The sequence below is a fragment of the Psychromicrobium ferritrahens genome (assembly GCF_043789415.1).
In the GTDB taxonomy this organism is placed as follows: Bacteria; Actinomycetota; Actinomycetes; order Actinomycetales; family Micrococcaceae; genus Renibacterium.
The window spans coordinates 1-13,103 of sequence record NZ_JBDLLW010000003.1 but is presented as its reverse complement, the minus strand read 5'-3'; the positions used below and the strand labels follow the sequence as shown (position 1 = coordinate 13,103).

General features: G+C 62.4%; 8 protein-coding genes. 5 read left to right on the top strand and 3 right to left on the bottom strand.

The features are described 5' to 3' along the window. Positions 1–7: 7 nt before the first annotated feature. From ABDK06_RS12120 to ABDK06_RS12110, 3 genes are all read right to left on the bottom strand, one after another. On the bottom strand, positions 8–1,678 hold the full coding sequence (locus ABDK06_RS12120) for a DUF885 domain-containing protein (protein ID WP_394941353.1): 1,671 nt from the start codon (positions 1,676–1,678) through the stop codon (positions 8–10). A 102-nt stretch (positions 1,679–1,780) separates the two neighbouring features. Next, the gene (locus ABDK06_RS12115; protein ID WP_394941351.1) at positions 1,781–2,098 is read right to left on the bottom strand and encodes an acyl-CoA carboxylase subunit epsilon; all 318 of its coding nucleotides are present in this window, start codon (positions 2,096–2,098) and stop codon (positions 1,781–1,783) included. Between the two features lie 167 nt (positions 2,099–2,265). After that, positions 2,266–3,849, bottom strand: a complete 1,584-nt coding sequence (locus ABDK06_RS12110) for an acyl-CoA carboxylase subunit beta (RefSeq protein ID WP_394941349.1) — start codon at positions 3,847–3,849, stop codon at positions 2,266–2,268. A 158-nt stretch (positions 3,850–4,007) separates the two neighbouring features. Here ABDK06_RS12110 and ABDK06_RS12105 point away from each other — a divergent pair, with 158 nt between their 5' ends. From ABDK06_RS12105 to ABDK06_RS12085, 5 genes are all read left to right on the top strand, one after another. Then, positions 4,008–4,871, top strand: a complete 864-nt coding sequence (locus tag ABDK06_RS12105; RefSeq protein ID WP_394941347.1) for an SDR family oxidoreductase — start codon at positions 4,008–4,010, stop codon at positions 4,869–4,871. A 70-nt stretch (positions 4,872–4,941) separates the two neighbouring features. Beyond that, positions 4,942–5,832 carry a biotin--[acetyl-CoA-carboxylase] ligase gene (locus tag ABDK06_RS12100; protein WP_394941345.1) on the top strand — a complete coding sequence of 297 codons (891 nt, stop codon included), beginning with the start codon at positions 4,942–4,944 and terminating at the stop codon, positions 5,830–5,832. Continuing rightward, positions 5,825–6,493, top strand: a complete 669-nt coding sequence (locus ABDK06_RS12095; protein ID WP_394941343.1) for a PH domain-containing protein — start codon at positions 5,825–5,827, stop codon at positions 6,491–6,493. The genes ABDK06_RS12100 and ABDK06_RS12095 overlap by 8 nt, the downstream gene beginning before the upstream one ends. Continuing rightward, positions 6,474–7,697 (top strand): adenylate/guanylate cyclase domain-containing protein, encoded by a 1,224-nt coding sequence (locus tag ABDK06_RS12090; protein ID WP_394941341.1) that lies wholly within the window; start codon positions 6,474–6,476, stop codon positions 7,695–7,697. Before ABDK06_RS12095 ends, ABDK06_RS12090 begins: the two co-directional genes overlap by 20 nt. Positions 7,698–7,865: 168 nt before the next feature. Next, the coding region (locus tag ABDK06_RS12085) for an Ig-like domain-containing protein (RefSeq protein ID WP_394941339.1) at positions 7,866–13,103 on the top strand (5,238 nt) is incomplete at its 3' end.

Genomic DNA, 13,103 nt, shown 5'->3' with positions numbered 1-13,103 from the left:
GGGCTGTTCAGCCGAGTAAAGCCTTCTTCAGCACGTCGAGCGGCAGACCGCCCAGGTTCAGCGCTTCGGTGTGGAAGGCTTTGACGTCGAAGTTCTCGCCCTCGCGCTGCTCCCGTTCGCCGCGGATCTGCTCCCAGATGCGCTGGCCCACCTTGTACGACGGTGCCTGCCCCGGCCAGCCCAGGTACCTCAGGTACTCGAAGTTGAGTTGCCCTTCGCTGATATCCAGATTCTTGCGCAGGAAATCCAGGCCGGCTTCCGCCGTCCAGGTGCCGGAGCCCCAGCGCTCGGGGATCTCCAGTTCCAGGTGGACGCCGATATCGAAGACCACGCGCGCGGCGCGCATCCGCTGGCCGTCCAGCATGCCCATTTTGTCGCCGGGATCGCTCAGATAACCCAGCTGATCCATCAGCCGCTCGGCATAGAGCGCCCAGCCCTCGCCGTGGCCGGAAACCCAGCACAGGTTGCGCCGCCACATATTGAGCAAACCGCTCTGATACGCGGCTGTGGCGCATTGCAGATGATGGCCGGGAACTCCTTCGTGGTAGACCGTGGTGGTCTCGCTCCAGGTGGTGAAGCTGTCCTCGCCCTCGGGAACCGACCACCACATCCGGCCCGGCCTGGAGAAGTCATCGCTCGGCGGCGTGTAGTAGATGCCGCCGTCCTGGGTCGGGGCGATCATGCATTCCAGCTTCTTCATAATGTCCGGGATGTCGAAGTGCACGTCGGCAAGTTCCCTGACCGCGGTGTCAGAGAGCCCCTGCATCCACGAAGTGAGAGCCTCGGTGCCCTTGATCTGCCGGGCTGGATCCTGGTTGAGCAGTTCCTTGGCCTCCTCGATGCTCGCCCCGGCTTTGATCTGCTCGGCGACGGCTTGCTGTTCGGCGATGATCCGGTCGAGTTCCTCGACGCCCCAGTGATAGGTGTCCTCGAGATCCACGGTGGCTCCCAGGAAGGCCCGGGAGGCCAGGGCGTAGCGTTCACGACCTACCGCGTCCTTAGCCGGTGCTGCGGGGCGCAGCTCGTTCTGCAGGAAGGAGGCGAGGCCGCGATAGGCCTGTTTGGCCAGCTCCGCGCCTTCGGCGAGCGGTGCCTGGGGCGACTTCGGCGTTCCCTCTTCGGCGAGCTTGTCGAAGAACCCGCCATCAGCGCCGTATTTGCCGGTCTGCTCGATCACGATATCGACCTGGCGTGCCGCTGAGACCTTGCCTTGGTCCCGGGCGGTGCGCAAGGACTCGATATAGCCTTCGATGGCACCAGGGACGCTGTGCATCAGCCCGGCGATGTGCTCCCACTGCTCAGCGGTCTCGGTGGGCATCAAATCGAAAGCGGCCCGGATTCCCTGTGCGGGGGAGGCGATGTTGTTCAGCTCGGCCAGGTCCCAGCCGCTTTCGTGGAACTCGATGTCCAGCCAGAGCCGTTCACGCATTGCGTCCAGGGTCACCCGGTCAACTGCATCATCGGGGTCGAGGGCATCCAGCCGCGCCAGGGTGCGGCGATTCAGTTCGTCAACGGCGGCGAATCCAGCGGGGGAATGATCGTGATATTCAGTCTCATGGCCGGGGAAGCCGAGGCTGGTGGCGAGTTCCGGAGCGAGCACGAAGAGCTGTTGGGCATATTCCTCGGCAACGGCGTCGATGGCGGAAGGGGTTCTGCTTGGTTTGGTGTTTTCGGTCACACCGTGAGCCTAATCGGATGTTTTAACCAAGGCCACTTTCTCACTGTCCGGGTTCCGCTAGTCCCGGTGTCCTCCCGGCGCGCGGTCCGAAGGTCGAGCGAGTCAGCGCCAGCTGCTGCGCTTCCAAGCTCCTGGGCCAGGGGCGGGGGCCAGCCGAAGATTGCTGCGTCGGATCCAGCTACGGCGGTGCGAGCTGGGGACGTCGTCCTCGGCTTCCGTTGCGGCAGACAGTGCGAGCACGACGGCGGTCAGAGCGGCCAGTTCCTCTGCGCTGGGATTTCCCTTGGTCACCTGGAACAGCGGGCTCTCCGCCTCGACGCTGGCTTCAACGGCCTGAGCTTGCGAGTCTTGGGATGGGCCCACGCTGTCGAGGGCCCCGGCCTGAGTCTGCGAAGGTTGGGAGGCAGTGGGGAGGATCATAGGGTGGGGCCCCTGACCTGGAGCCGTAACGCCGAGAGGCTCACGTTGAGCTTGCGAAGCGGGAGAGGCGTTATGGAGGGCCCCGGCCTGAGCTTGCGAAGGTTGGGATGGGTCCACAGTGGCAGGGTTACCTGGCTGAGCCTGCGAAGCTAGGGGGTCGCTGGGGGTCATAGGGGAATGTTCCCGTGCTTCTTGGCGGGCAGCGCAGCACGCTTATCGCGCAGCGCTCGCAAGCCCTTGATTAACTGGACCCTGGTTTCTGAGGGAGCGATCACGGCGTCGATATAACCCAGCTGAGCCGCCTGATAGGGGTTGAGCAGCTCTTCCTCGTACTGCTGGATCAGTTCAGCGCGCCGGGCTTCCACATCAGCACCCTCTGCGGCAGCAGCAGCCAGTTCGCGGCGGTACAGGATATTGACCGCGCCCTGAGCACCCATCACGCCGATCTGCGCGGTGGGCCAAGCGAAGTTCAAGTCAGCACCGAGCTTCTTGGAGCCCATCACGATGTAGGCGCCGCCATAGGCCTTCCGGGTGATCACCGTCAGCTTGGGCACGGTAGCCTCGGCGTAGGCGTAGAGCAGCTTGGCGCCGCGTCGGATGATGCCCTGGAATTCCTGGTCCTTGCCCGGCAGGAACCCGGGCACATCCACCAGGGTCAGGATCGGGATATTGAAGGCGTCGCAGTGCCGGACGAAGCGAGCGGCCTTCTCTGAAGCGTTGATGTCCAGGGTGCCGGCGAACTGCATCGGCTGGTTGGCCACGATGCCCACCGTGTGCCCTTCGACCCGGCCGTAGCCGATGATCACATTAGGGGCGTAGAGCGACTGCATCTCCAGGAAGTGCCCGTCGTCGATGATCCCCTCGATCACGGTCCGCATATCGTAAGGCTGATTGGCAGAATCCGGGATCAGGGTGTCGAGAACCAGATCGGCGTCGTCGATCTCGGCCTCCTGGTCGTGCTCGGTGAGCGGAGATTCCGAGAGGTTGTTGGAGGGCAGGAAATCCAGCAGTTCGCGGACGAATTCAATGGCGTCTGTTTCGTCGGCGGCCAGATAGGTCGAGGTGCCGGTGGTGGCATTGTGCTGACGCGCGCCGCCGAGGGTCTCCATATCCACATCCTCGCCGGTGACGGTCTTGATCACATCGGGGCCGGTGATGAACATATGGCTGGTCTTATCCACCATCACGACGTAGTCGGTGAGCGCGGGGGAGTAGGCGGCGCCGCCGGCACAGGGTCCCATGATGAGCGAGATCTGCGGTACCACTCCTGAGGCATGGACGTTATTGCGGAAAATATCCGCGAACATCGCGAGCGAGGCCACGCCCTCCTGGATGCGCGCGCCGCCGCCGTCGTTGATGCCGACCACAGGGCAGCCGTTGCGCAGCGCAAACTCCTGGACCTTGACGATCTTCTCGCCGTTGACCTGGCTCAGTGAGCCGCCGTACACCGAGAAATCCTGGCTGTAGATCGCCACCAGGCGGCCATCGACGGTGCCGTAGCCCGAGACCACGCCGTCGCCCAGGAGCTTTTTCTTCTCCATCCCGAAGGCGGTGGAACGGTGCGTGGCCAGCGCGTCGAATTCGACGAAGGAGTCTTCGTCGAGCAGCAGATCAATACGTTCCCGGGCGGTGTTCTTACCCCGAGCGTGCTGTTTTTCGATGGCTTCAAGGCCGGAGGGCTGGGCCGCAGCCGCGATCCGGTCGCGGAAATCTGCGATCTTTCCCGCGGTCGTGGTCAGGTCGTGGCTCATGTTCGTACCGGCTCCTTTGGGCAATTCCTCTAAATCCTTCCCCAGCTTAGTCAGCTTAAGCCGGGGTACTGATGTATGAATCCTACAAAAAACCTCAGGTCGAAGTGGCAAGTTACTTGCGGGTAACATTTTTTGGGCTTCCGTTATAGTCTTGGTTCATGACTGAACAAAGCAGGGGATATCAGGCGGCACCGGGACGATCATTGGCTGGAAAAGTCATTCTGATGTCCGGCGGAAGCCGGGGGATTGGCTTAGCCATCGCATTGCGCGCCGCCCGCGACGGTGCGAAGATCGCGCTGCTGGCCAAAACAGATCAGCCGCATCCGGCTTTAGAAGGCACTGTGCACACCGCCGCTGAGCAGATCCGCCAGGCGGGCGGCGAAGCCTTGCCGATCATCGGGGATGTCCGGAACGACGACGACGTCGCCCGCGCCGTTGCCGCCACCCTGGAAGCCTTTGGCGGCATCGACATCGTGATCAACAACGCCTCCGCGATCGACCTGTCGAACACCGATAAGCTCTCCATGAAACGCTATGACCTGATGGCGGATATCAATGTCCGCGGTACCTTCCTGCTCTCCAAGCTGGCGCTTCCAGCGCTACGCGAGTCCGCCAACGGCCATATTCTGACCCTTTCACCGCCGTTGAATATGAACCCGAAGTGGTTCGGCGAGCACTTGGCGTACACGATGGCCAAATACGGTATGAGTATGACCACGATCGGCCTCACCGAAGAACTCAAGGGCGATGGCATCGCGGTCAACTCGCTCTGGCCTGTCACCACGATCGACACCGCGGCGATCCGCAATGTGCTCGGCGGAGAGTCCTCAGCAAGACTTTCGCGCAGCGCCGACATTATGGCCGATGCGGCACACGCGATTCTGAGCAGGCCCAGCACTCAGTCCACCGGGAACTTCTTCACCGACGAATCGGTGCTCACAGAAGAGGGCGTGAGCGACTTCACCGGCTACAGTCTGGGTGCGGCCGAGGACGAACTGCTCAAGGACCTCTTCCTCGACTGAGCGAAGTCGTTTTGCGCTCAAGACTCCGCTCAGTCCACGGCAGTCGGTTCTGGATGGGTAGGATCGGAGCATGAATCGTGCCGTCAAGCAGTCGCGTCAGCCGCTCGATGTTCCCGCCCTGCGCCGACGATTGCTCGCGCCAGAAGGCCCACTGAACCGCTTGGAATGGCTCGCGGTCACCGGTTCGACCAACACCGTGATGGCCGAGAACGCCAGCGGCTCTGCTGCTGCCTGGCCCGAACTCAGTTTGCTGCTCGCCGAGGAGCAGCGTCAGGGGCGCGGCCGGATGGATCGCTGCTGGCAGGTGCCCACCGGCGGCGCACTCACGCTGAGCCTTTTGCTGCGCCCGGCGGGGATTCCGGTGGAGTCCTTCGGCTGGCTGAGCATGATGAGCGCCGTTGCGATCTGCCAGACGTTGAACCACAGAGCCGGGCTGCAGGCACAACTCAAATGGCCCAATGATGTGGTGGTCACCGACGCGGAAGGCACCGTTAAGAAGATCAGCGGGGTACTCGCTCAGCTGGTGCTGGCGATCGGTGAAGCACCGGCCATCGTGGTGGGCAGCGGGGTCAATATTTCCCAGCTCGCCGATGAACTGCCCACCGCTACCGCCACCTCGGTGCTGGTAGCCGGCGGCACGACGCTCGATAGAAATATCCTGATCGAGGACTATGTGCATCGTTTCCATGCCCTTTACCGGCGATTCCTCGCGGTGGACGGGCAGGCTCAACGGCGTCCTTCCGAAGGCGAGCCCAGCGTACTGGAAGAGGTCAGCGAACTGCTGATCAGCCTCGGTCAGCACGTGCGTGCCGAACTGCCGGGTGGGAAGTTCCTCTACGGCACCGCTACCGGCCTGAATGCCAGCGGTGCGCTGCTGGTCACCGACGCTCAAGGCTCTACCACCGCTGTCTCAGCGGCCGACGTCGTCCATCTGCGTAAAGCAGAAGGAAGCTATGCGTAGCTGGCTGCTGCCTGGAGAGCAGATGATCGTCTCCAGCAGGCCGCACGCAAGGATGCTGTTCTGGCCGGCCATCATCGCGATCCTCTTGCCGACCGTGCTGGGGGTGCTGAGTGCCTGGCTCAGCCGAGCTTCCTGGACCGGGGTCGCTGCGGGCTGGCAGTTGCCTGCGACGATCGCCGTCTTCCTCCTCGCGGCAGGATTTTTCCTGTTCTTTTGCTTAGCAAAGTATCTGCGCTGGTTATCCACTCGACTCATCCTGACCAATCGTCGTATCGTCGTCAGGGAGGGGATGCTGGCCCGGAAGCACCGTGATGTGCCGCTCTATACCTTGCAGAGCCTGAGCGCTCATCAGGGAGTCTTCCAAAGGATGTCCCGTTCCGGGCAGATAACCTTGATCTCGGGTTTGGGGGAGACGATGATATTGCGAGAGGTGCCGGAGGTGACGGTGTTCAAGAACCTGGTTTTGGAAGCCATTGCCGAGTTGCCTCATTCCGCGATGCTGGCTCCGGAGCGCCCGGCGGGTGAACACTTCGCCCTCGGCGCTGAGAACGGCTACCCCGCACAGTTTTTAGGTTTCGACGGCGGCCGTTCCGATGGTCAGCTGCTCAAAGGTCAGCGGTTCGACGGCGGGCAGGAGGGGTATGCAGACCCCAGACGCTGAGCCCCTCTCAGACGCCACTGAAACCGCTGGCACCGAGCAAATTCCCACCGAGCAGATTCCCACCGAGCCGGTTTCCACCGAGCCCCCTGCGACCGCGCCGATCCCAGCCGCGCCGGTCGCTCCGGGTCTCGAAGAGCAAATTCCGGATGAAACCGCTGTGCCCACCGCGGTACGGCAGAACATTCGTGCCCTGGAGTCAACACTGCTCGGCGGTGAACGCAGCCTGCGCCGCAGGGAGGTGGCCGCAGAAGCCGGAGTCTCGCTGCTCTCCGCCCGGAAGATCTGGCGCGCCCTGGGGTTTCCCAATCTAGGCGATGACGACAAGGCCTTCACCCCGAGCGACGAGCGGGCCCTCTCGACGATTATCAACCTGGTCCGGGAGGACAAGCTCACCGAAGACGCCGCGATATCCCTGACCCGTGCGGTGGGGCAGATGACTGATCGCATCGTGGTCTGGCAGGTCGAGGCAATGGTGGAGGATCTGGTGGCGCAACGTGGGCTCAGCGATGCGGATGCCAGGCGCGAACTGGTCAGCGCCTTGCCGGAGCTGATCGAACCGCTGCAGGAGATCCTGGTTTATGCCTGGCGCAGGCAACTCGCCGCCGGTGTGCAGCGGATGGCGGTGCGCGCCCAGGCAGGTCTGGACGCCAGTGAAGAGGGTCGTGATGGCGATGAGGACGACGCGCCGCTGCCGCTGGCCAGGGCCGTGGGTTTCGCCGATCTGGTCAGTTACACCACGCTCTCTCGACGAATGAACGAGAAGACTCTGGCCCAGCTGGTGCAGAGGTTCGAGAACAAATGCGCCGAGATCATCTCCGTCGGTGGCGGCAGATTGATCAAGACGATCGGTGATGAAGTCCTCTACACCGCCGAAACCCCGATCGCCGGAGCGGAGATCTCGCTCGCGCTAGCCCAAGCCTTCACCGAGGATGAGATTCTGCCGCAGGCCAGGGTCTCCATGGTGTGGGGCCGAATTCTCTCCCGGCTCGGCGATATCTACGGTCCCACGGTGAATCTGGCGGCCAGGCTGACTGCGCTCGCCGAACCCGGGTCGGTGCTGGTCGACGATATGACCGCTGCTGCGTTGCAATCCGATGAGCGTTATGTGCTGACTCCGCAAGCCGTTGAGCATGTCCGGGGCTTCGGCGATGTGCATCCGATCCTGCTGAGCAGAGGCCTTGGCCGAGGGCTCGTACTCGACTGAGCTCCGCTGGTAGGACGCACCCTCAGCGGGGGCAATGGGGAGTCCTCCCCATTGCAATAATGCTAATTGGCGGGCAAACTGGTAGATGCTCAGGCACCGCCCGATCCCTGCGGAGTCCGGCGCTCGCTGTATCACTCGCGTCTAAAAACAGTTCGGAACCTTAACCTCATGGCCTTGACGAACATCACCCAGAGACTCAAGAACAAATCTCGCTTTATCGCCGCTGGCTCTCTCACCGTCGTCGGTGCGCTGGTGGTCGCAGGCGCGGTGATTTATCCGGGTTTCACCACGGCTGATGTGAACCTCAACGACGGCAGCGTCTGGGTGACGAATAAGGGCAAGAACCTGGTGGGGCATCTGAACTATCAGTCCCAGGTCTTGGACGGCGGATTCAACGCCACCACGAGCGGTTTCGATGTGCTACAGCAAGCCAGCAATGTCTTCATGGACAACGACTCAGGGTCGATCCTCTCCCCGGTGAGCGTTCCCGATATGGCGCTGCAACCCGAAACCAAGCTGGGCGGGAACAAGCAGACTTCGCTGGGCAGCTCGGTGCTGTCCCTGGTGGACCGCAGCAAGAAGAGCGTCTGGGCGGCTACCGCGAGCACCGCGGGTTCCTTTGACGACAAGTCCAGCAAGCCGATCCTGAGCGACGTGCAGAACCCCGCCGTCGTGGTCGGCCTCAACGACACGATCTACGCCGTGGACGGCAAGACCGGCACGCTGAGCAGCACCACCGTGGATGACAACGGCTCGATCAAAGAGCAGAAGACCAGCAAGATCGACGGACTGAGCACCGATTCCGAACTTCAGATCACCGTGGTCGGGGATCAGCCGGTGGTCTTCGACCCCGAGGCTTCGAAACTCTACCTGCCCGGCAATAAGACGGTCAGTGTCGATCACGCCAGCGGAGCCAAGCTACAACAACACGGCACCGAGGCCGGGTTCGTGGCGATCGGCACCTCCAATGGCTTGATCCAGCAGCCGCTGGACGGCTCCAGCCCGCAGATCTTTGATCTGAAATCGACCGGGAATCCGGCAGAGCCGATTCAGCAGGCCGGCTGCATCCACATGGCCTGGTCCGGCGTCAATAAGTACCTGCACTACTGCCAGGGCGGCGACAACACCCCGGTGAATGTGCCACAGGCCTCCGCCGCCTCACAATTGGTCTTCCGGCAGAATCGCGACGTCGTGGTGCTCAACGATGTCAACGGCGGCAAGGTCTGGCTGGTCAACGAGAATATGGTGCTGGTGGACAACTGGCAGGACCTGGAAACCCAGACCAAGAACAATGCCGATTCCAAGAAGGATTCAGCCGACCCGAACTTCGTCAATACCCTGCCGGACCGCACCAAGCCGAACCGTCCCCCGGAAGTGAAGCCCGATGAGTTCGGGGTGCGAGCTGGCCGGACCACCTTGCTACCCGTGCTCTACAACGACTCCGACCCGGACGGCGATGTGCTCACCGTGCAGCCGCCCTCCGGGCAGCCTAAGATCGGGCAGTTACAGACAGTCTACGGCGGCACCGGGCTTCAGATCACGGTTCCGGCGAACACCACGATCACCTCCGACCAGTTCAACTACACCGCCGACGACGGCCGCAGCGGCTCGGCCTCCACCTCGGTGGCGATCAGCGTGGTGCCGGATTCGGTGAACAATCCTCCGGTGCTGCGACGCAACACCACGATGCTCCTGGAACAGGGGCAATCGCTCACCCAGAACGTACTCTCCGACTGGGCTGACCCCGACGGCGACGACGTGTTCCTGGTGAGTGCTAAATCCGACGATAACTCCGCCACCGTGAAGACCACTCCCGACGGTGAGCTGACGTACGCGGATCTTGGACAGTCCGCGGGGTTGAAGACCATCACTCTCACGGTCTCCGATGGCCGCAGCCAGACCTCAACGCAACTCAAGGTCAATGTGAAACCCTCCGGCGGGGCACCGCCTGTGGCCAATGCTGACTTCTTCCGCACCGTCGTGGGGCAGCCGCTGACGGTTGCGCCACTGAAGAACGACGTCGATCCTTCGGGCACCGGTCTGCGGCTGGCGAGCGTCGAGCGGAATAACACGGTGAAGATTTCAGATACCGCAGATGACAACACCTTTACTTTCCAGAGCAGCACCTCGGGTTCTGTCTACCTCACCTACCAGGTGAGCAATGGCCCGCAGAGCGCCACCGGGCTGATCCGGATCGAGGTCGCGGCAAAGCAGCAGGACGCTCCGCCGATCGCGGTGAAGGATATGGCACTACTGCCCGCGGGTGGCTCAACCCTGGTGGATGTGCTGGGTAATGACACTGACCCTTCGGGCGGTGTGCTCGTGGTGAAATCGGTGCAGACCCCGGCTAATTCGCCGATCTCCGCGACCGTGCTGGACCATAATGTGCTCAAGGTGAGCGATTTGCGAGGGCTCAATGCACCGCTCGAGCTGAAATACGTGGTGGCCAACGCCGCCGGTTCCAGCACCGGAGTGGTGAGCGTGATCCCGATTCAGTCGCCCTCGAAGCAACTGCCGCCGCTGGCCAAGGACGATGAAGCCACCGTGCGGGCCAATGACGTGGTGAATATCAAGGTGCTCGCCAATGACAGCGATCCGAATGGCAAGCCGCTGAAATCCCCCAAACTGGTCCAGGCTCCTGAGGCTGCCAAGGGCAAGCTCTTCGTCGATCAGGATCAGCTACGTTTCCTGGCCGGACCGACCGCTGGCACCTATACCGGCATCTATGAAGTGACGAATGCCTCCGGACAGAAGGATTCCGCCCGGGTGACGCTCCACGTCTTGCCCGCCAATCCGGCGAGCAACGCCGCGCCGACGCCGAAGGCGTTGACCGGGCGAGTGATCGCCGGGACCAGCCAGCAGATCCAGGTGCCGCTCGACGGGATCGATCCCGACGGCGACTCCGTGGAATTAGTGGGCATCGATCAGCCTCCGAGCCTGGGTACCGCCACGGTGGGCAGTAATTACATCTCCTATATTGCGGCGACCTCCGCCGCGGGCACCGATACCTTCAGCTACCGGGTGCGGGATCGGCTCGGAGCCGAGTCAACCGGAACCGTACGGGTCGGCGTCGCACCCATCGAGGTGACCAATCACCCTCCGGTGGCCAATGATGACGAGATCTCCATGCGGCCCGGGCGCAATGTGGCGCTCGATGTGCTGCTGAACGACTCCGATCCGGACGGCGATCCGCTCAAGGTCGATAAGAACGCCTTCAACGGGCCCGAGTCATTGAAGCCCCGGGTGAGCGACCAGGGCAGGGTGATCCTGACCTCGCCGCCCAATGAGGGAACCTATACGATGAACTACACCGTCTCGGACGGCAAGTCCACGGCCCGGGCGAATATCAAGATGAAGGTCACCGCGGCGGCTCTCTTGCAGGCGCCGATCGCCCGGGATGACCACGTCACCGAGCAGGAGACACTGGGCAAGACCGCCGTCGATGTTCCGGTGCTGAAGAACGATGAAGACCCGGACGGCGTAGCCGATGAGCTCACTATCGAATCGGTTCATGATGGCGTGAGCGTCGGCACCGGCGGTAACATCAGGGTCACTCTGACCAAGGATCCGCAGCTCATCCCCTATACAGTGACCGACGTCGACGGCTTGAAGGCCACCGCGATCATCTGGGTTCCCGGCTTGGGCAAGCAATATCCGGTGCTCTCCAAGAACGATCACCTCCAAGTGACCGCGGGGAAGAGCGCGACACTCGACTTGAACGAGTGGGTTAAGGTGCGGGATGGCCGTTCGCCCAAGCTGACTCAGGCGGACAAGATTGCCTTGATCGGCTCAGATAAGGGCAGCGATCTGATCGGCGGCAACGGAACCTCGATCATCTACCACGCCAAGCCTGATTTCTACGGCCAGGGCTCGATTACTTTTGAAGTGATGGATGGTGCCAACCCGCAGGACGACGATGTGCTGAAATCCACGCTCACCGTGATGGTCGATGTGAAGCGGGATCCCTCGCAGAACCTACCTCCGCAGTTCACCAGCTCAAGCGTCGAGGTGGCGAAGGGGGAGGCCAAGGAAGTTGATCTGAGCACCCTGGCCAAGGACCCGGACCCGGATGACAATCCGAACCTCAAGTTCAGCCTGGATGGTGAGACCCCCTCGGACTTCGATGTCTCGCTGAACGATAAGACGCTGAAGATCCAGGTCAAGGGCGACGTCAAGGCCGGAGCGAACGGCATCATCCCGCTCCAAGTCACCGACGGCAAGAGCCCTGCAGTCAAGGCCCAGCTCAGTGTGGTGGCCACCTCGACCAATAAGCCCTTGGCGGTGGCGAACGACGACTTCGTCGATGACGCGCTGGCTGGCCGGAGCAATTCGGTTGCGGTGCTGAGCAACGATGTGAATCCTTTCCCGGAGACGCCGCTTTCGCTGAGTGATGTAGTGGTCGAGGTGGGCGGTACCGCGGTGAGCGCAGGGATCAAGGGCGATCATATTGACGTCTCCACCGATGAGAATTTCAAGGGCGCCGTCGTGGTGCGCTACACGGTGGAGGATGCCACCGGGGATTCCGCCCGGCGGGTCAACGGCCGGATTCACCTCAATGTGAAGGGCAAACCGGATGCGCCGAGTACTCCGCGCATTGTGGAGGCCAAGAGCAAATCGGTGATCCTGAACTGGTCGCCTTCGGCCGATAACGGTTCGCCGATCACCTCTTATATTGTGCGGATCTCGGGCGGCGGGCAGCAGGAATGCCCCAGCAACACCTGTGTGATCACCGGCTTGAAGAACGGTCAGAGCTATACCTTCAGCGTGATCGCCAAGAACCAGGTGGGAGATTCTCCTGCGTCAGGGGTTTCCGCCTCGGCGATCCCGGATACCGCCCCGGATGCTCCAGCGGCCCCTTCGACGAAATTCGGTGACAAACAGATCACCGTCAACTGGGTGACCCCGGTGGGTGAATTCACCCCGGTGAAGAAGTTCAATGTGCAGATCTCGCCAACTCCGGCTGGGCAGAACCCGCAGAAGACCGGGGTCACCGGGAACAGCCTGGTCTGGACCGGGTTGAGCAATGGTACTGCTTATACTTTCCGGGTCCAGGCGGTCAACAACGCCAAGGATCCGAGCGCCTGGAGCGCATATTCGGTCAAAGAGACCCCGGCTGGGCCGCCAGCGGCCCCTGCGGCCCCGACGTCGAAAGCCACCAGCCAGGTGGGGGACTCGAACCGGGCGCAAGTGGACTGGAATGCGCCGGACGGCAACGGCGATAACAATATGAGCTATACCCTGACCATCTATCGCGGCGATGCGGTCTTCCAGACCATGCCAGCGACGACGGCGACCACCGCCACTGTTAGCCTGCCCACCGCCCAGGAGGGGTACTTCTTCTCGGTGGTGGCGAAGAACAAGGCCGGGACCTCCCCGGCCAGCCCGCGCTCCGCCGAGCAGCGTTCG